Here is an 18,291-nt window from a genome sequence, read left to right as displayed (position 1 = left end):
ATAATATTTTTATGGAATATAAAACTCCTTTCGAGCTATATCAAATCATTGGAGAAAACCGACCACACGCGCCGAAGTAGAACGCAGGCGACACCCCAAACAGGTGATAGGTTCTGCTCGTTTTTAGCGCTGAAAGCCATAGCCATATCTGTTGCGGCAAGGCACCCACCACAAAACAACAGGCGGCAGATAAGCGAGTGCCTTGAGACTTCGCGAATAATGTCCCGCAAGCATCGGGCGTCAGAAAAAAGCGTCCGCCCGATGTGAGTCGATGGCAATTTACTTCCCAGGTTTAATCCAGCTCACTGATGCAGACCACTTTAGGCTGTGTCATGTCCTCATACGCAAATCGAACACCTTCGCGCCCTAAACTTCCGTACTTGAAACCACCGAAAGGCATGGCATCGAAACGATAATCGGAAGAGTCATTGATCATCACGCCACCCGCTTCAATCTGACGCGCCAGTTTCAAAGCTTTGGAAATGTCACGTGTGAAAAGACCTGCGTGCAAGCTGTACTCTGTTGCGTTGGCCAGAGCGATGGCGTCTTCCAGGTGGTCAAAAGGCTCCAGGATAACCACCGGCGCGAAGACTTCCTGCTGCCAAATCGTACTGCTATGCCTCACATGTTCAAGCACGGTCGGCGCATAGCTTCCCGCTTGGCGATGGTGCCCACACAGCAGAACCGCCCCCTCGGCCAGCGCTTCATTTACCAATTGTTCGGTACGACGCGCCGCCTGCTCGGTAATCATCGGGCCCACATCCGTTGCTCGCTGGTGAGGATCACCCACTACTAGGGCGCGCGTTTGGCTGACAAAACGCTCACGGAAATCCTCATAAATTGAACTGTGTATCAGGATGCGTTGAGTGCCGATGCAATTCTGCCCTGCTGCCCAAAAGGCACCAGACACACAGGACTCCACGGTCGGTTCGATATCACAATCTTCAAGCACGAGAACCGGGGCATTTCCTCCCAGGTCCATTGCCAACTTCTTCAACCCGGCACTACGAGCGATGGCCTCTCCTGTGGCAAAACCACCCGTAAAGGAAATCATCCGAACTTCGCGAACCTCCACCAATGCTTTGCCCAGGTCGACGCCACCCGTAGCCGGGGTAATTACAGAGGGTGGAAGACCCGCTTTCACCAAGCACTCAACGAGCTTGAGAGCAGACAGCGGCGCGAGCTCCGAGGGTTTCAAAATCACGGCATTGCCACCGGCGATTGCCGGGCCGAGTTTATGGGCGACCAGATTCAGCGGATCGTTATAGGGCGTGATTGCGACGATAAGTCCCAAGGGTTCCCGGGTGAACCAACCTTGACGCGATTCCGATCCTTCATAAGCCCCGAATGGAATTACTTCCCCGGCGTTACGACGCGCCTCCTCCGCCGATAACTTCAACGTGTTCACGCAACGCTTCACTTCCTTCTCTGCTTGTCGCAGCGTTTTTCCCGCCTCTGCAACGATCAGCCTGGCGAATGCATCAGACTCAAGTTCCACACTGCGGGCGGCATCCTCAAGAATGCGCGCACGCAGGTGACGAGGCATTGCCGCACTCTCGCGAACGCCGATTCGCGCGCGTTCCAGCAAGCCAGGAACGGCGGCTGCATCAAGGCAAGGGACACTTCCTACCAAGCGACCATCGAATGGACTGAACACATCAATCTGTTTGGCTTCAACAAGCTGGATACTGGCCATGCTGGATACGCTCATGACTCTCTCCTGTTATTTGCCGTGGGAGGTGTGGATGGCGACGATGTCCGACAGCAATGCGAAGGCCGTCTCGATACGCCCTGCCCCAGGCCCGGACACCGTGACAGCTCCCAGCAACTCGGTATTGAACGACACTGCATTCGTGGCGCCGGCAATACCTGCAAGAGGATGTGAGTTCGGCAGCAGCCGGGCCTCGACACTCGCTCGAACCGAGCCATCGGCTTCACGATCGGCTGAGCCAATCAGTTTCCAGCTCGCGCCATTGGCACTTGCCTGGGCAATATCTTGCGCGCTGATATTGCTGATACCCGAACACGCTACATCACTGACATTCAGTCGTGCATTGAGCAATTCGTTGGCCAGGATCACCACCTTGAGGCGTACGTCAAACCCTTCCACGTCGGCGGTCGGATCTGCCTCGGCGTAGCCGAGCTGTTGCGCTTGTGCGACGGCATCGTTGAACGCCAGGCCGTCTTTCATCTGGGTGAGCACGTAGTTGGAAGTGCCGTTCAGGATGCCTTCGAAGCCTTGTACGTTGGCACCCGCCAAGGCCTGCTTGGCCAGACGAATCACGGGGGTGCCACTCATCACCGCCCCCTCGTACTCGAAAGCGACCTGGTTGCGACGGGCCAACGCCTTGAGTTCGGCACCGTGCAGCGCTATAGGCCCTTTATTGGTGGTTACTACATGAATGCCACTTTCCAAGGCCCAGCGGCAAAAGGTAGTGGCGGGCTCGCCATCCACCGGATTGGTGAAAGTGGCCTCAGCGATGATGTCTGCACCGGAATGCTTGATCACGGTTTCGTTGAAGGCCTCAGCATTGCCGCCGGGCAGTTGAGCGAGTGCGCCTTTCTCAATCGGTAGCGCGACCAACTGCTTTGCATCCAGACCGTCTTTAGCAACGATGGAGCCGAGGAACAGATCGGTGACACCGACAATTTTAACGGTGAAGCCAAGGGACTCTTTCCACTCGGCATTACGCTCGGCGACCAATTGGGCAAAGCCACGGTTCACGCCACCAAACCCTACCAAGGCAATTTTGTACTCAGTCATGAAAGCTGTTCCTTTATTGATGTTGTTCGACAGGAACATCCTAAGAGCCGGGCTGTGGCAGTTGAATATGGCAGTCTGCTGTATTAGTTGGGCGTTTTGCCCAAGCACGTTTTTTTTAAAACACTGCAGAAAGGACGAACGATGTGACGGTGTTTTCCACCCCTGGCATGGCCGCGATTTCCTTCCACACGAGATGGACACGTTCAGGTGTGGCGGCATTCACGCGCAGCATTAAATCGAACTCACCGCTGAGTACTTCACATTGCACGACTTCGGGAATGGAGCGCAGCGCAGCCAGTACTGCTTCGCCACGCATGCGGTCGTAGCGGTAGACGAAGATCACCGCGCTGATAAGCGACGCAGGCCGCCGCGACTCACCGAGAAGTACCGTATAGCCCTGGATCGCACCGTCGCGCTCAAGACGCTCGATGCGCTGGCGCACCGCATTACGCGACAAGTTGATCTTGGCACCCAGTTCGATATGGGCTATTCGCGCATTGGCGGTAAGTTCGGCCAGTATGCGTTCGTCCAAGGGATCCAGAATGCGCTTCATGCGAGCCTCCGCTGCGCCAGACGAAGAGCCTGGCACAGACCGTCCAGATCGTGCTTTGCCAGGTACGGTGGTTGTGCGCGCACCTCGGCAGTGCTCGGAACGCTTGCTTGCCAGACGCCCAGCTCGGCCAACAGCGCCGCCGACTTGGCCGGCGCAATTTGCCCGAAGGTGACCATTGGCGCCCCCAGGCTGCGTCGGTGAAGCCGGCCAGCCAGTACACCGACAGCCGTGTGAGGATCGATGGCCGAGCCTGTCTCGCGGAACAGCTCGACGACCTCATCGCGCACCTGGGATTCGTCTACCGCATAGGAGTCGAAGAGTACTCGGGCACGTAGCCATTGCTGGTTGCCGATGCTCATTTCTCCGCAACGTTCAAAATGCTCCATCAGAGCTTTTGTTGAGCAGCCATCGTGCTCGTAAATCTCCCAGATAAACCGCTCCAGGTTGGAAAACAACGAGAAGTCCATCGCCGGCGACACTGTTCGATTAGTCATCCGGGTGGAGTAGCGATTGCAATGAAAAAACTGGTGCAGGGCATCATTGCTGTTGGTCGAAATGATCACCTGATTGATGGGTAATCCCATTTTCTGCGCAATGTAGCCGGCGTAGATCTCGGCCGAGCTGGCAGCTGGTACGCTAAAGCCAACGGGACGCGAGCCACCGCCCAGTTGCAAGGCCGCGTGGAAGTAAAAAACGATCTGAGCCAGGACGCCGATCCAATTGGTCGAGTTGAAACAGATCGGCATCACTGCGTCCAATGGCCACTCACGCAAGAGTCGGGAGACCAGCATCTGGCAATCATCGAAATTACCGTCAACCGCAAACAGCTGGACCCGCTGCGGGTCGGCTGCCTGCAAGGCACTGAGTTGCTCAGGCGCAAGCCCATCGCGCGGATACAGTATCGCCATGCGGGCGGCCGGGCAGTTGGTAAAGGCTTCAAGCGCCGCGAGGCCGGTATCACCGTTAGTTGCACCAACCACCAACGCTTCTTTACCGACCTCCTCCAGAAAATGCTCGACCAGGCGCGACTGCAATTGCGCGGCGAAATCCTTGGAGGAACCGGTCGGGCCATGAAACAGCTGGAGTATCCACTCGTTATGCCCGATCTGCTCAAGTGGCGTAATGGCGCGGTGCTTGAATTGTTGATAGCTGTCACTGAGCAAGCCACGCAGGGTGTTTTCGTCTATGGAAGACCCAACAAAAGGCGAAATCACTCGCCAGACCAACTCATCAAACGGCAGCCACGACCAGCTGGCAATCTGTTTCTCGGTGAAGACAGGCAAACTGGCCGGGACATAGAGACCACCATTTTCGGCGAGCCCCGACAGAACCACACTGCGAAAATCCACCCGCATGTCACCGCCGCGTGTGCTTACGTAATCCATGACCACTCCCAATCGGTATTACAAAAGGCGATGGGCTTGAGCCACCAGCCATGTAGAAAAATTTGCGGCATCAGGCGATAGCGCTTCGGTCTGTTCGTGCACCAGATAAAAGGATTCGCTGGCCTCGATTCGGTGATTGAATGGCGCAACCAATTGCCCACTCTTGAGCAAATCCTCGACCACGGAAGACCGTGCCAGCGCAACGCCCTGCCCCAATTCGGCCATGCGGATCGTGGAAATCAGCGTGTCAAACTGAAGGCCACGGGAAAAGTCGACGTCGTCTGCTCCAACTCGCTTCAACCAGTAACCCCAACCTTCTTCGTACCCCAAAACATGCAGCAGAGAATGGTTCATCAAGTCGCGAGGCTCATGTATGGGTGAGCTGGCCATGAGCTGTGGGGAGCAAACAGGCTGAAGGATGTCCCAAGTCAATCGCTGAGCGTGCAAGCCTGACCACGAACCGCATCCCCAGCGAATCTCCAGGTCATCCTCGCCGTCCGGTTCTTTCACCCAAATATTGCTGATATATCGAATATCAATCTGGGGGTACTCCCGACAAAAATCTGCGAGCCGGGGGGCCAACCAATAGTGAAGAAAGGAAAGGCTGCCACGCACCTTCAAATGCCTTCGATTGTGCTGGCCGAAAATCTCGTTTGTGCCGACTGCAAGACGACTGATCGCGTCTTGTACGACAGGCAGGTACGACTGCCCTTCCTCGGTCAAGCCAAGCCCTCGAGGCAGGCGCTTGAACAGCGCCACCCCGAGGTGACTTTCTAACTGACGGATCTGCTGACTCACAGCCCCTTGAGTCAGATGGAGCTCTTGCGCCGCATGGGTAAAGTTTAAATAACGCGCCGATACTTCGAATGCCCTCAACCAATTCAAGGGTGGTAGTGACTTTTGACTCATCGGCGCAACCTCATCAGGGCTTTATTTATGCTCAATCATTGCCTGAGAAATTCACGCGGTGCCAGAGGAATGAACAGCTGCAGCTAAAGCCAACCGCTCTGCTCTCTTGTTTCGAGTGATCCAGTAAACGAAATAACACCACGCGATAAAGGGCAGACCGAAGTAAAGCGCCACTCGCTGCTCAGGATCGAAAGCGATACCCACACAGGCCAGCAGACAACACAGCAGTGCACCGATAGGCACCCATGGATAGCCACGTACGCGGAAATGCAGGTCTTCAACTCGTCCGCCATTAGCGACGTATTGACGGCGGAACGCGATCTGGCTGGCAGCAATGCTCATCCACACGACCACGACCGCCAGACCGGAAATGGACACCAAGGCCAAGTAAACCGTATCAGGGGCAAACACACTGCTGAGCAGAGAAGCCACTGCACCCGCCATACTAAGAACGATGGCATTCACCGGTGTGCCTCGACTGGAAAGCCTGGCGTAGCGCTTAGGCATATGTCCTTGATCGCTCAATGTCCACAGCATGCGCGATGCTGCATACAGCCCCGAGTTAGCGGCGGAAATCAATGCCGTGAGAATGACGAAGTTCATAATGTCGGCGGAGTATGGAATGCCAATCAGCTCAAACACCATGACGAACGGACTTTCTACGAGCCCCGCTTGCTCTCGTGGCAGTAACGTCGCGAGGACGAAAATTGTGCCCACGAAGAACAGCGCCAAACGTACCACTGTCGTGCGAATTGCCTTGGGCACGCTGGTTTGTGGATCTTGCGCTTCACCTGCCGCAATTCCGATCAACTCGGTTCCGGAAAATGCGAAGGATACCGCCAGGAGAGTCATGGCAATGGGTAAGAACCCGGTGGGGAACAGCCCTTCACGTGTGAAGTTGGAAAGTCCCGCCCCCTGCAAACTCTGTACTTGAAAAAGACCGAAAATTGCCGCTCCGCCGATCACAATGAACGTGATAACGGTCAGAACCTTAATCAGCGAAAGCCAAAATTCAGTCTCCGCAAACAGCCGGACAGAGACAACATTGCTTAAGAAGACTGCAATGGCAAACAGCGCACTCCAAATCCAGACCGGTGTGTCAGGAAACCACCGAACCATCAGTATGCCCGCCGCTGTAAATTCTGAACCGATAGCCACTGCCCAAGTGAGCCAGTAAAGCCAGGCCACTGTATAGCCGGTGCCTGGGCCCAGGTATCGCGTTGCGTAGCTACTGAACGATCCGGTTTCTGGCATCTGTACAGCCAACTCACCGAGACAGACCATGACTAAATACACCATCACTGCGCCGATGATGTAAGCGATCACTGCGCCGAGTGGCCCTGCCTGATTAACCGTGTAACCGGAGGTAAGGAATAATCCCGTACCGATCACACCGCCCAGTGCCAACATCACGATGTGGCGAGTTTGCATTTCCTTTTTGAAACGCGAGTTTGGATCGGGCTGATTATCTTCGATATGCGTGGACATAGTTTTATTCTCATGAAATGTTCGGACAAACACCTTGTAACCGGCTTTTGGGCAGTACAATTTTGTCGTCGCTGGATTTTATTATTTTCATTCTTCATGAAGGGCTTAAGATGAATATCGAAAGTCCTGCCCGTATTCAGGCTTCTACCTCAATGAAACGTTGGGCACTGTCAGCGTGAAGGCTTGCATCACCTTGTTTACTTCGCACTAAAGCGAAGGCTTGTTTTAAATCAGCCAATAAATCTGCTGAATCTTCAATACCTACTGACACTCGAACCAAACCTTCGGAAATTCCGAGTGCCTGACGTTCTTCCAAGGTATTTTCCACGTGACTGGTCGTTCGAGCCGGCCCATAGATGGTCTCCACAGCTCCCAAATTACCCGCCCGATGCGCAAATCTGAGCAGCGGTAGCAAACGGGTCACTGTGTCCATGCCTCCTTTCAGCACGAAGCTGACGATGGCTCCGAATCCGTTCATTTGTGAACGAGCGATGTCATGACCTGGATGCTGAGGCAACCCTGGATAGTTCACAGACTCAACCAGCGGCTCGGTACAGAGGTACTCGGCCAAAAGCTTCGCGCTCGCCTGTTGCTGGCGAAGACGCAGGGCCAGAGTCTTGATGCCCCGGATTATTAGATACGCCGAAAAAGGATCCAGCGAGGCACCATTGATTTCGCGGTAATGGCGAACTTGAGACATCAAATGCTCGGCGCCGCAAACCACGCCGCCGAGTACATCACCATGACCGGACAGGAATTTGGTCGCGCTGTGCACAACCACATCAACGCCTAAAGCGAGCGGATTCTGATTCAGAGGCGTCGCGAATGTATTGTCCGCAACAACCAAAGCGCCCACTCGCTTCGCCGCTGCCACCAGGCGCCGAATATCAACGATTTTCAGCGTTGGGTTCGTAGGTGTTTCCAGGTACAGGACGCTGCAGCCTTTAGCGATCTCCTGCTCAAGCGCCATAGTGTCGAGCGTATCGCAAAGGGTGACCTCCACGCCCATGCGTGGGAGAAACTCCTCAAAAATTTTGTTCGTACCACCGTAGCTGTCACGTGTAGATATCACACGCTGCCCATAGGATAGGAAGGTGTGTAGTACACCGCTGATTGCGGCCATTCCGGTACTGAAAGCTACAGCCGACTCGGCGTTTTCGAGTTCACAAAGTTTATCTTCCAAGACAGAGACAGTGGGATTGCTCATACGGCTGTAAATGAACCCGGGCTCCTTTCCCAATGCCACGTCATACCACTTATCGATATCGTCATAGCCATAGGCGGCACTGACCACGATGGGTGTCTGGGTCGCATTGTAGGGATGCTCAACCTGCTCTCCTCCCCATACGACTCGAGTCCCCATCCCAACCTCTGAAGCTTGGATGGCGCGTTTCTTATTCTCCATAAAACTGTCTCGCATCAAGGGAAACACAACCGTGTTCCAAGTGGGTTTGGGAGGACTATAAGGAAGGCTCATGCTTGTGAAAAATCATGATATCCGGGAGTAAGGGCTGCTTTTTTTAATGGCTGGATGCGAGTTGCAGAGTGTCAAACCATTACTAGCTGAGAAACCTCACCAATATGCAGCGGCGAGGTGGGTGGAAAACATTTACCTGAGGAGTGCAAAAACTTGCTGCAGGCGGAGGCTCAGCGCAACGCAGACTATTCTTGATCTGGGTAACCGACCGGTCGCACCGAAGGAGGTCACTCGTTTAGGCACTGTGTCCTTTTCGAAATCCGATGAACCACCGGTCTGGGGCACGGCCCCAGGCACTTTTGTCTGACACCCTGAAACGGAGACGCCAGCATGAGCACCTTGCAACTTCACCCGGCACTGGACAATGGTATTCAACCCGCCGCCGCGAATTTCGCGGGTGGCACCCTGCAATGCCTGTGTGCGACCGACAAGGTCGTGGTCAAGATCGACGCACAAACTCTGCATAACCACGCGTGCGGCTGCAGCAAATGCTGGAAACCACAAAACGCGATATTCGCCGTCATCGCGGTGGTGCCTCGAGATAAGGTCAGCGTCATTGCCCACGGCGAAAAACTGGAGATCGTCGACAAAACCGCCACCATCCAGCGCCACGCCTGCAAGCAATGTCACGCCCATCTCTTTGGGCGCATCGAGAACAAGGACCATGCGTTTTATGGCCTGGACTTCGTCCACACCGAGCTTTCGCCACAGAGCGGATGGGCTGCGCCGGGATTCGCGGCGTTCGTGTCCTCCATCATCGAAACCGGCACACCGCCAGCACAAATGAAGGCTATCCGCGAGCGCCTGCGCTCGATCGGCCTGGAACCCTATGACTGCCTGTCCCCGGACTTGATGGACGCACTGGCGACTCATGTCGCCAAACAGAAAGGCCTGCTCCCCGCCGCCTGATTGATCGATCGCCGCGGTTTCTTTTCCGGACCGCGGCTTCGATTCACCTTTGATATTTTGCGTCTTGCATCATTAACGGGGGGCTGTGGTCATTAAGACAACGGGCCGGGCCGGACGGTACAGAATCGATCAATCAGAGAGATACCGTTTGTTTTCAAATGGCCCATGGAGGCGCGGGGCTAAACTTTGACTCGATCCATTGTTTGAACGCGACAACCACGGCACCCGGAAATTTGGCCGATGGCCTGACCAGATAGACCCCACCAGCGGTATCCAATTGCCAGTCAGGAAGGATATGCAGCAGCCTCCCGGCAGCAATATCACGGCTCATCAACCAATCACCTGCCCCCAGAATTCCGGCATCGGCGCGGGCCGCTGCCAGCAATGATTCACTGTCATTGGCAGTCAGGTTTCCTTTCGGAGAAACCGCCTGCAGCTCATTGCCGCGATGGAGTCTCCACTGAGGAAAAGACGCAAGGCCACTGAAGCGAAGGCAATTGTGCCTGATCAGATCCTGTGGAGTTTCGGGCATGCCGTGCTTTCTGATGTAAGCAGGCGAGGCACACAGTATCCGGCGATGGTCACTCAGTTTCTTGGCGATCAACCGGTTGTCTTCCAACTCGCCGATTCGGATCGCAGCGTCAAAACCTTCATCAATGATGTCGACCAGACGCTCGCTATAGTCTGCGAGGATCGAGACATGCGGATGATCCTTGAGAAACTCCGGCAGCATCGGGCCAAGCCAAAGCCTGCCCATGGCTGCCGGTAATGCAAGCCGCAAAGTACCCCGAATTTCGCTGGCGCCCTCGGACGCTTGCTGCTGCGCCTCATTCATCAATTCGATGGCTGAGCGAAGGCGCTGCTCCAGCTTGGCACCGGTTTCAGTAATTCGAACCTGCCGGGTTGAGCGCTCCACGAGCCGAACGCCTAGGCGCTTTTCCATGGCGGCGAGTCGTTTAGAGACGACTGTAGGGTGCCGCTGCAATAGCCGGCCAGCCCCGACAAATGAGCCTTGCGAGGCAACGGCCAGAAACGCAGCGATTTCGTCACTGTGCTGATTGTGCAGAACATCAAGATTCATGGTTTTAGAATGATCGCCCCCGATGAACGCCCCGACTCCAGGTCGGCGTGCGCCAATGCTGCGTCCGCCAGAGAGTAGCTTGCCCGGACCCGCGGTTGGATAATACCCGCGCCTATGGCTGCCAACACATCCTGCGCTCGTTCCTGGTACTCGGAAGCACTCGCCGTATGAGCGGCCAACGAAGGACGTGTCAGGTACAGGGAGCCTTGGGAGTTGAGTGTCGACAGTTCCACCGCTGAGGGCGCACCAGATGAAGCTCCGAACGATACCATCAGACCTCGTGGTCGCAAGCTGTCCAGGGATGCCTGGAAAGACACACGCCCGATCGGGTCATAGACGACGTCGACCTTTTGACCACCGGTGATACGAGCGACATCCGATGCCAGGCTTGCAGCATCAAACACCAGAACTTCATCGCACCCAAGCAGCCGGGCTTTTTCGACACTGGCCGACTTTGAAACGACGCCGATCACAGTGGCCCCCAAGTGCTTCGCCCACGGCACCATAATTTCCCCCAACCCTCCCGCCACACCGTAGAGGAGAATGGTTGTGCCGGGCCCTACGGGATAGGTGGCTTTCAATAGGTACTGTGCGGTGATGCCCTTGAACATGACGGCGGCTGCATCATCAAACGACAGTGCATCCGGAATTTTGACCAGGCGCTGCGCAGGATAAAGCCGGGCCGAAGCATACGAGCCAATTGGACCGGTGGCATAGGCGACGCGATCCCCTGCTCGCACATTGCTGACGCCTGCACCAACAATGGCGACACGCCCCGCGCCTTCCAGCCCGAGCCCGGATGGCAACGCAATGGGCACCGCTCCCTTACGTTGGGTAACGTCGAGAAAATTGACACCTATAGCCTCTTGCTCAAGCCACACCTCACCCTGCCCAGGCGATTGTTCGCTCAGGGTCTGCATTTGCAGTACTTCGGGATTGCCGAACTGGCTAAACCGGATCGCAGAAACCATGGTCATTTCTCCTTCAGTCAGAAATCGCAATCAAATTAGTGACCCCAGTGTGAGAACTGATCTCTTGATGAACAAGACTGGTTGATTGCAGGACATTAGTGCACTGATTGCAGCAATATAATCGCTGATAGCACGCGTTTCTACGTTGAGCATATTGGTTTCATTGCGATCATGGAGATGCCAAAGGTTGTCTCCGAGCGTCCGCCGTGGGTCGGATACAGCCCTAATGCCGATCTGTCAGGCGAACCCAAACGCTACGCCTTCCTTGTAGCAGCTGCCGAAGGCTGCGTCCGGCTGCGCAGCAGTCGTAAAATCAGAGTTCGCGGTACGTCAGAGAGATCGTGCAAGCCGGATTTACGACTGCTGCGCAGCCGGACGCAGGCTACGCCAGCTGCTACATTGCGTTGTGGCTTAACTGATCCCGCCATTTTTCCCCTGGCTCAATAGCAGGTGTTTTCGGTCGTCAGGACTCGGCCGACTGAATAGAAATCACTGATTCACCTAGCGTGAAAATCCGCCATGACATGTCATGACGTCCTTCAAAAACGGACTTTGACCAACAAATACGGGGGTTAAAGGACGAATGGTCGAAAGGCGTCAAGCGCGGGGAATTGCCGGGAGTTTGCAGCCACTACAGGCTTTTCAGGAAGGCACGTTCGTCGAGCTAAGCTGAACTTCGCGTTCTCCATGTGTCACATTAAGTCCCCGTTAAGCGAACTTCAGAAGAGGTACAGCCTTATGAATATAGCCACAGTAGTAAGTGCCGTGATTTCCAGTCTCGCGCCAAGTGTCTTTGACCAGAACGGCCTGCAAGAACCCGGCGCGCATGTCTCAGCCGTCGAATACCATTATGGGATGGATATTGATGTGCAGAGGGTTCTGCAGCGTACCGATACATCCGACAAGACCGGCGTGGTACCAGTGACCCTGGTCTATGAAGACAGCGAGGGTGAGGTTCACAAGATCCGTTTCCTCGAATGGGGCGGAAGTCCGGCCAACCCTACCAACATTGCCTGATCCGCTCGTCGATCGGGTTCTGGGCCTCGCCGGCCCCACAGAAGTGGAAGTTAAACCTCATATGCACTCAGTGCGGATGATGTTTTTTGTTACCTGAATATGGACATGATCGAATGATTAAAAAATCATTCGCGAAACTCGCTATTATCTTGGCAGCGTAATGCCGCAAGATTAATTAATAGTAAATGCTGAATCTTAATTGCAATCAGCAACGGCAAACTCCAATCAAGCCGTGCTGAGGGCTATATTGATTCACTATTGAAGCCAAGGGGTAACCATGGAACTTAGTATGCTTTCTTCGTCCACCGTGGAATATTTGCGCTTGGGCGTTGTATATTTCCACCTTATCGCCTGTTGCGTGGCAATCGGGCTGGTTTTGACCAGTGACATTGCAATGGTCAAGCAACTCCTGAATGGGGATGCGTCAGGGCACCATGATGACGCGCATATGGAAAGCCTTCAAAAAACCGTATCGCTTGCACTTGTGGCTCTTTGGATTACGGGCATCGGTATTATCGGGATCGATTATGCCGGCAAGGGGATGGAGTATTTCCTCAATCCAAAACTGCAAGCCAAAATCGGCATCGTTGTGCTGTTGACCTTTAACGGCTTCCTGCTGCATAGCGCTGTATTGCCGGCACTGAAAAAAGCCGGTTCGCTACTGAAACTCTCCTTCAGCCTGCGCATGCTGGCGCTGTTCTCCGGTGCACTCTCTGGCGTGTCGTGGTTCTATGCCGCCATGCTGGGCGTTGGTCGTCCGCTGGCCTGGAAGTACTCGCTGGTGGAGTTGCTGGCAGCCTATCCGGTTCTCATCGTCGGTGGATTCGCGGCGATGGTACTGCTCACTGCCTGGGCAAAAAGCAAAGGCACCGAAGATCGCGTGGAGCAAAGCTCCTGGGCAACAAGAAACACCGCACTGGCTGGATGATGAGCCCAAGTTGAACAAGGAAGTTCAGCTTTAGTAAATAAATCCCGCTGTTAGCTGTTAACAAAATCTCACTTGAGGATACCCTAATGAAATCCATGAAAGTTCTCTTCGTAGTCGCCACCCTGACCGCTTCTTCTCTGGCGATGGCCACAGGTGGCGGTGATCGGACCTTCGCACGCATGGAGTCGGCCCGGACAGTCTCGATGAAAGCCTTCCAGGTTGCACAGAAACAGAAGGCTGAAGCCGCTGTAGCTGTAAGCAAAGCCAAGGCGGCCGATCACGCCAACGGCTGATCGCTGTAGCGCGTCCCCAAGCTGGCAGAAGTGTGCGGCCTCGAGCCTCAAATGCAGCACCCAAGGTGCTGCTAGCGCCGGTTTAACCGAGACCCCGCTTACACAAACCAGGTTCCCTTGGACCCATACTTATGCCAGCCTCGCAAATCCGCCCCTCACCCGCACCACTGCTCAAACCAGGAGAGACGGTGGTCTTGTTCGATGGTGTCTGCAAGCTATGCAATGCCTGGGCGAAGTTCTTGATTCGTCATGACCGCCAGCGGCGCGTGCGATTGGCGGCGGTTCAGTCACCCGAGGGGCAGGCTCTGCTCGCCTGGGCAGGTTTGCCCGTGGATCAATTCGACACCATGGCGGTGATCCGCGATCGACACTACTGGACGCGTTCGGATGCATTTTTCGAAGTCATCAGCCAGTTTTCCGCAGTCTGGCGCCCCGTGAGTCTGTTGCGCATCTTCCCTCGCAAACTTCTAGATTGGGCATACGACCGCATTGCGCTCAATCGTTATTGGCTCTTCGGGAAATACGACACATGCCTGTTGCCGGATCCTGATCATGAGAAGCGCTTTTTGAAAGCGCCCCTATCTGTTTTCACATAGAGCAAAAGAATGACAGCGACTGCAACCACCACGGCCACTAAGCCGCAATTTCGCTGCCCCGCACTTGACCCACTCCATACTTCGCACCGGCTCGAAGCGCATGCCGAAGCTTCAAGGCTGGCTGCTCGACGCAGTAGTACGAAACGCCGCTCAGTAAAAACGACAGAGCCAGCACCGTTGCAACGATGTGACCATCGTATGCAACCGGCCAAAAAGCACGCAGGAAGTACATCACCACAAAGTGATTCAGGAACACGCCGTAGCTGATGTTCCCGAGGAACTCGTCAGCCCGGTGAAACTTGAATTTTGTCAGCAAGTACACGGCGGGTACGCCCAGCGCAATACCGGCGGTCACCTCGGCGTTGAACGGTCGGCGTTCGATCAGCCCCGCCATGATCGCCACAAAAATCAATGCTGCCGCTACGGCGGTGCCCGCAGCGATCGCTAAACCCTTCGCCTGAGGTTTGTAGAGGTAGCTGCCGCACAGGAACATGAACAGGACGCCCGGGAGCAAGCGGTAGCCGTACAGGTCGGTGTTGATGAAGCCAAGGCACGCAGCCATGAATACGGCAACGGACAAGGCGAAGGCAACGCCCCGTGCCCTGTAGATGATCAGGAAAGGGATCACCAGGTAGAAACACATCTCAAGTCCCAGCGACCAGGCGGGCGGCAGGATCTCCACCCCGGCTGCACCGAACATGTAGAACCCTAGGGGAATCATAGGAAGGCTTGCGGCAATGTTCCTGAGGGTCAGCTCGGACGCTTGAGGCGTGTCGGGCAGCAGGAAATAGATCACTGTGCAAGAGACCACGAAGTAGAACAGGAACTGAGGGTAAAGGCGCAAGACCCTGTCCAGATAGAACAGGCCGACTTTCTCCAACGCCTTGTAGTTGCGCTCGATCAGCGAGGTCATCACGAAACCGCTGATGATCAGGAAGGAAATCACGGCAATGACGCCGGGGTTTAACCCCATGAACGTCTTGCCCATATGAGAAACAGCGACCAGAACGGCCAATAACAGACGATAAACTCCCACTTAGACCCCCAACGTCCTTGTAGTTATGGCGCGTAAACTACGACGCTTTGTGGCCGGAGAACAGGTTTTTCTCCGTGCTCGGACTTTGTTCATCCTGTTTAAACTCGATTAAAAGCCGCCGCCGAGCCACTTTCGCATGATGGGCGCATGACGACGCCCATTCCCTTTACCAGCATCGCTTCCACGGGGTTTAACTGACTGGCATCGCGGGTCAGGCGAGCTTGATGGCTCCGCCCTGGATATAGTCCCGCGCCATTCGCAAGTCATTGGCGTCTTGGTTGAGCCGATGAATCAGGTTGAGCAATCGTTGGCGCAATACCTCATCTTGAAGCTGCTCGGCAGCACGCATCACCTCAAGCGCCGCTGCCTCATTGTTGCTGGCAACGGCGTCGAGCAGTTTGCGCATACTTCTTGATGGCCGATTCATCTCCAACCCTCCCAGGTTTCAGTGACGCGAATCATATGGCCGGAATGTTTCGTCAGTGTTTCAGCTGTACAAACTGGCTTTGAATCACCGGCACCGGCTGATCTGCCCCTTCCGTGATGAAACTAAGCGGCCCGCTCCAGGGCATCCAGCAAGCCGGCAAACTCCAGCGAAAGCTTATGGCGAGGGGCCAAATGGACGATGGGAACTGACACTTCGTGAGATTCACGCATCTTGACGGAGCTGCTCAGGTAAATCGGCAGAACAGGCAAACCTTCGGCCAACAGCTCATTCACAAGAGATTGGTGCAGGCTGGTATGCCCGGTGAACTGGTTGACCACCACCCCTTCCACTTTCAGTGACTCATTGTGATCAAGACGTAGCTCTTCTACCTGTGCGATGACACGGTACATCGCCTGACGTGAAAAGCTGCCGCAATCGAATGGAATCAGCAACCGATCTGCTGCCACCAGTGCACTGAACGTATAGAAGTTCAGTGAAGGAGGCGTATCGATATAGATGCGCTCATAATCCTCGGACAACTCAACCAGTAACTTGCGCAGCTTGTTGATCTTGAATTTGCTCTCCAGTTTTGACTGGAGGTCTGACAGTTCAGGGCTGGCGGTCACCAGGTGAAGGTTGTCGTAATCGGTCTCGGTGATGGCCACTCGATTGCTTCTGCCTTCGAAGCCGCTGGACAGTGTTTGTTTGAAGAAGTCGGCTATGCCTGCGGGAATGTGCTCGTTGATCAAGCCCGTGAGGTAGTGAGTCGAGTTGGCCTGGGGATCGAGGTCAACCAGCAGCGTTCGGTAACCTTCGGCAGCACTGACGGCGGCAAGATTACAGGCAATGCTGGATTTTCCAACGCCCCCCTTCTGATTGAATACGACACGACGCATGCGGCTTGCTCATCCATGAAAAAGGCCAAAGGCCAGCTGAGGTAAAGTGTAAGAGGTCGTTTCAATTCTATGACCGTAACATTACAGTTTTACGACACAGATCAATCAAAGCGACGGACTAGAGCGTTTGACTGCCAGCGCAAGGTGGCAGCAATGGACTCACACGGATGAGCAATCCCCCCGGGTTTGCCAGTGACGCCGGAATGAGCTGACCCATTGGAATGTCTTCGAAATGGAGATGAGTGATATGTTATAACGAATGTAAATTCGAACTGCCGGTTATCACTGGCAGAGCCATCCACTCCCTGCTTGCGACATTCGATGACAGCTACCACTCACATCCCGCCCATCACAAACCTGAACCAGCGCCTACTGTCCATTGATGCCCTAAGGGGATTGGTCATCCTCCTTATGCTGTTGGATCACGTGCGCGAAACGTTCTTTTTGCACCGTCAAGTAACAGACCCAATGAACATCGACTCCACTGAACCGGCGCTATTTATCAGCCGTACACTCGCCCATTTATGTGCACCAGTGTTCGTACTTCTGACTGGACTCTCCGCTTACCTGTATGGCGAAAAACATCAGGGTAAGCGCGATGTGTCAGCCTTTTTATTCAAGCGCGGTCTATTCCTGGTGCTACTGGAGTTCAGCCTGGTGAACTTCGCCTGGACATTTCAGCTCCCGCCTACAGTGATTTACATGCAAGTGATCTGGGCCATTGGTGTATGCATGATTGCCCTGGCCGGACTGGTTTGGTTGCCTAAAGCTATTCTGTGCTCACTGGGCCTGGTGATCGTGGCAGGGCACAATCTTCTGGATAATGTGCACTTCTCGACAGGTTCGCCAATACATATACCTTGGGCGATTCTGCATGATCGCGGCTGGATCGTTTTCTCCGACAGCTTGCGTCTGCGCACCTCCTACCCGGTGCTTCCGTGGATCGGTGTGATCGCCCTTGGGTTCAGTATCGGCCCTTGGTTTGCCAGCCAGGTTTTGGCCGAAAAGCGTCAGCGCACTCTGCTACTTGCAGGGGCCGGGGCATTGATCGGATTTGCCGCCCTGCGAGCAGTCAACGGTTATGGCGAGGTCCACTGGGTAACCCATGAAGGCATCACACAAACCCTTATGAGTTACTTCAACATTACAAAATACCCACCCTCCCTGCTGTTCCTTTGTCTGACTCTGGGAGTTGGTTTGTTACTGCTTCGTGCCTTGGAGCGGGCTCAACAACGCAAGTGGGTCAATACATTGGCAGTATTTGGCGCGGCGCCGATGTTCTTCTACTTGCTCCACCTTTACGTACTGAAAGCGCTGTATCTGATCAGCGTGGCATTGTTCGGATTGAACCAAGGCAAATTTTTCGGTTACGACAGCATTTGGGCTGTGTGGCTGACAGCGCTCATCCTGGCTTTAGCGCTGTATTTACCAGTGCACTGGTTCTCGGCATTGAAGGCACGCCGTCGCGATATCGGATGGCTCAAATACTTCTGACTGGGCCATTCTCTCAATGATAACGGGCCCTTCGAGGGCCCCTGGACTTATCAAGATAAGCTCGGAT

General features: G+C 54.7%; 18 protein-coding genes. 6 read left to right on the top strand and 12 right to left on the bottom strand.

All coding sequences use genetic code 11. The features are described from left to right. Positions 1 to 292: 292 nt before the first annotated feature. The 7 genes from ABIA48_RS00685 to ABIA48_RS00655 form a co-directional block, all read right to left on the bottom strand. On the bottom strand, positions 293 to 1,711 hold the full coding sequence (locus ABIA48_RS00685) for an aldehyde dehydrogenase family protein (RefSeq protein WP_429486487.1): 1,419 nt from the start codon (positions 1,709 to 1,711) through the stop codon (positions 293 to 295). A gap of 12 nt (positions 1,712 to 1,723) precedes the next feature. Further along, positions 1,724 to 2,764 carry a homoserine dehydrogenase gene (locus ABIA48_RS00680; RefSeq protein WP_429486485.1) on the bottom strand — a complete coding sequence of 347 codons (1,041 nt, stop codon included), beginning with the start codon at positions 2,762 to 2,764 and terminating at the stop codon, positions 1,724 to 1,726. A 115-nt stretch (positions 2,765 to 2,879) separates the two neighbouring features. Next, the gene (locus ABIA48_RS00675; protein ID WP_104448105.1) at positions 2,880 to 3,317 is read right to left on the bottom strand and encodes an Lrp/AsnC family transcriptional regulator; all 438 of its coding nucleotides are present in this window, start codon (positions 3,315 to 3,317) and stop codon (positions 2,880 to 2,882) included. Next, entirely contained in the window at positions 3,314 to 4,702 is a 1,389-nt protein-coding gene (thrC, locus tag ABIA48_RS00670) for a threonine synthase (RefSeq protein ID WP_429486483.1), read from the bottom strand. The genes ABIA48_RS00675 and thrC overlap by 4 nt, the downstream gene beginning before the upstream one ends. An 18-nt stretch (positions 4,703 to 4,720) precedes the next feature. Continuing rightward, positions 4,721 to 5,611: a LysR substrate-binding domain-containing protein gene (locus tag ABIA48_RS00665; RefSeq protein WP_429486482.1), complete on the bottom strand. Its 891-nt coding sequence runs from the start codon at positions 5,609 to 5,611 to the stop codon at positions 4,721 to 4,723. Between the two features lie 51 nt (positions 5,612 to 5,662). Continuing rightward, positions 5,663 to 7,099, bottom strand: coding sequence for an amino acid permease (locus ABIA48_RS00660; RefSeq protein WP_204931466.1), 1,437 nt, complete (start codon positions 7,097 to 7,099; stop codon positions 5,663 to 5,665). A 136-nt stretch (positions 7,100 to 7,235) separates the two neighbouring features. Next, the gene (locus tag ABIA48_RS00655) at positions 7,236 to 8,504 is read right to left on the bottom strand and encodes a cystathionine gamma-synthase family protein (RefSeq protein ID WP_429486479.1); all 1,269 of its coding nucleotides are present in this window, start codon (positions 8,502 to 8,504) and stop codon (positions 7,236 to 7,238) included. Positions 8,505 to 8,906: 402 nt separating this feature from the next. Between ABIA48_RS00655 and gfa the strand changes: the two genes are divergently transcribed. Beyond that, positions 8,907 to 9,485, top strand: a complete 579-nt coding sequence (gene gfa / locus ABIA48_RS00650; RefSeq protein ID WP_429486477.1) for an S-(hydroxymethyl)glutathione synthase — start codon at positions 8,907 to 8,909, stop codon at positions 9,483 to 9,485. 154 nt (positions 9,486 to 9,639) lie between these two features. Here gfa and ABIA48_RS00645 read toward each other — a convergent pair whose 3' ends face one another. Further along, a complete protein-coding gene (locus ABIA48_RS00645; protein WP_429486476.1) occupies positions 9,640 to 10,566 on the bottom strand; it encodes a LysR family transcriptional regulator in 927 nt (308 codons plus the stop codon). Continuing rightward, a complete protein-coding gene (locus tag ABIA48_RS00640; RefSeq protein WP_429486474.1) occupies positions 10,563 to 11,537 on the bottom strand; it encodes a quinone oxidoreductase family protein in 975 nt (324 codons plus the stop codon). Before ABIA48_RS00640 ends, ABIA48_RS00645 begins: the two co-directional genes overlap by 4 nt. Positions 11,538 to 12,275: 738 nt before the next feature. Between ABIA48_RS00640 and ABIA48_RS00635 the strand changes: the two genes are divergently transcribed. The 4 genes from ABIA48_RS00635 (at position 12,276) to ABIA48_RS00620 (ending at position 14,371) form a co-directional block, all read left to right on the top strand. Continuing rightward, positions 12,276 to 12,554, top strand: coding sequence for a DUF2790 domain-containing protein (locus ABIA48_RS00635; protein WP_007986586.1), 279 nt, complete (start codon positions 12,276 to 12,278; stop codon positions 12,552 to 12,554). A gap of 277 nt (positions 12,555 to 12,831) precedes the next feature. Continuing rightward, positions 12,832 to 13,482 carry a hypothetical protein gene (locus ABIA48_RS00630; RefSeq protein WP_429486472.1) on the top strand — a complete coding sequence of 217 codons (651 nt, stop codon included), beginning with the start codon at positions 12,832 to 12,834 and terminating at the stop codon, positions 13,480 to 13,482. Positions 13,483 to 13,568: 86 nt separating this feature from the next. Then, complete coding sequence (locus ABIA48_RS00625; protein ID WP_007986583.1) at positions 13,569 to 13,775, top strand: co-regulatory protein PtrA N-terminal domain-containing protein; 207 nt, start codon at positions 13,569 to 13,571, stop codon at positions 13,773 to 13,775. Positions 13,776 to 13,906: 131 nt separating this feature from the next. After that, entirely contained in the window at positions 13,907 to 14,371 is a 465-nt protein-coding gene (locus ABIA48_RS00620; RefSeq protein WP_429486470.1) for a thiol-disulfide oxidoreductase DCC family protein, read from the top strand. 37 nt (positions 14,372 to 14,408) lie between these two features. On the opposite strand, the gene ABIA48_RS00615 is transcribed toward ABIA48_RS00620, so the two are convergent. The 3 genes from ABIA48_RS00615 to ABIA48_RS00605 form a co-directional block, all read right to left on the bottom strand. Then, on the bottom strand, positions 14,409 to 15,407 hold the full coding sequence (locus ABIA48_RS00615) for an acyltransferase family protein (RefSeq protein ID WP_429486468.1): 999 nt from the start codon (positions 15,405 to 15,407) through the stop codon (positions 14,409 to 14,411). Between the two features lie 211 nt (positions 15,408 to 15,618). Then, the gene (locus ABIA48_RS00610) at positions 15,619 to 15,834 is read right to left on the bottom strand and encodes a hypothetical protein (RefSeq protein ID WP_429486467.1); all 216 of its coding nucleotides are present in this window, start codon (positions 15,832 to 15,834) and stop codon (positions 15,619 to 15,621) included. Between the two features lie 122 nt (positions 15,835 to 15,956). Further along, complete coding sequence (locus tag ABIA48_RS00605) at positions 15,957 to 16,730, bottom strand: ParA family protein (RefSeq protein ID WP_429486465.1); 774 nt, start codon at positions 16,728 to 16,730, stop codon at positions 15,957 to 15,959. A 321-nt stretch (positions 16,731 to 17,051) separates the two neighbouring features. Here ABIA48_RS00605 and ABIA48_RS00600 point away from each other — a divergent pair, with 321 nt between their 5' ends. Beyond that, the gene (locus ABIA48_RS00600) at positions 17,052 to 18,224 is read left to right on the top strand and encodes a DUF1624 domain-containing protein (protein WP_429486463.1); all 1,173 of its coding nucleotides are present in this window, start codon (positions 17,052 to 17,054) and stop codon (positions 18,222 to 18,224) included. Positions 18,225 to 18,291: the final 67 nt, after the last annotated feature.

Source organism: Pseudomonas sp. S30_BP2TU TE3576 (genome assembly GCF_050436025.1).
Lineage (GTDB): Bacteria > Pseudomonadota > Gammaproteobacteria > Pseudomonadales > Pseudomonadaceae > Aquipseudomonas.
The sequence above is the reverse complement of the archived record's forward strand: the minus strand, read 5'-3'. Positions and strand labels throughout refer to the sequence as shown.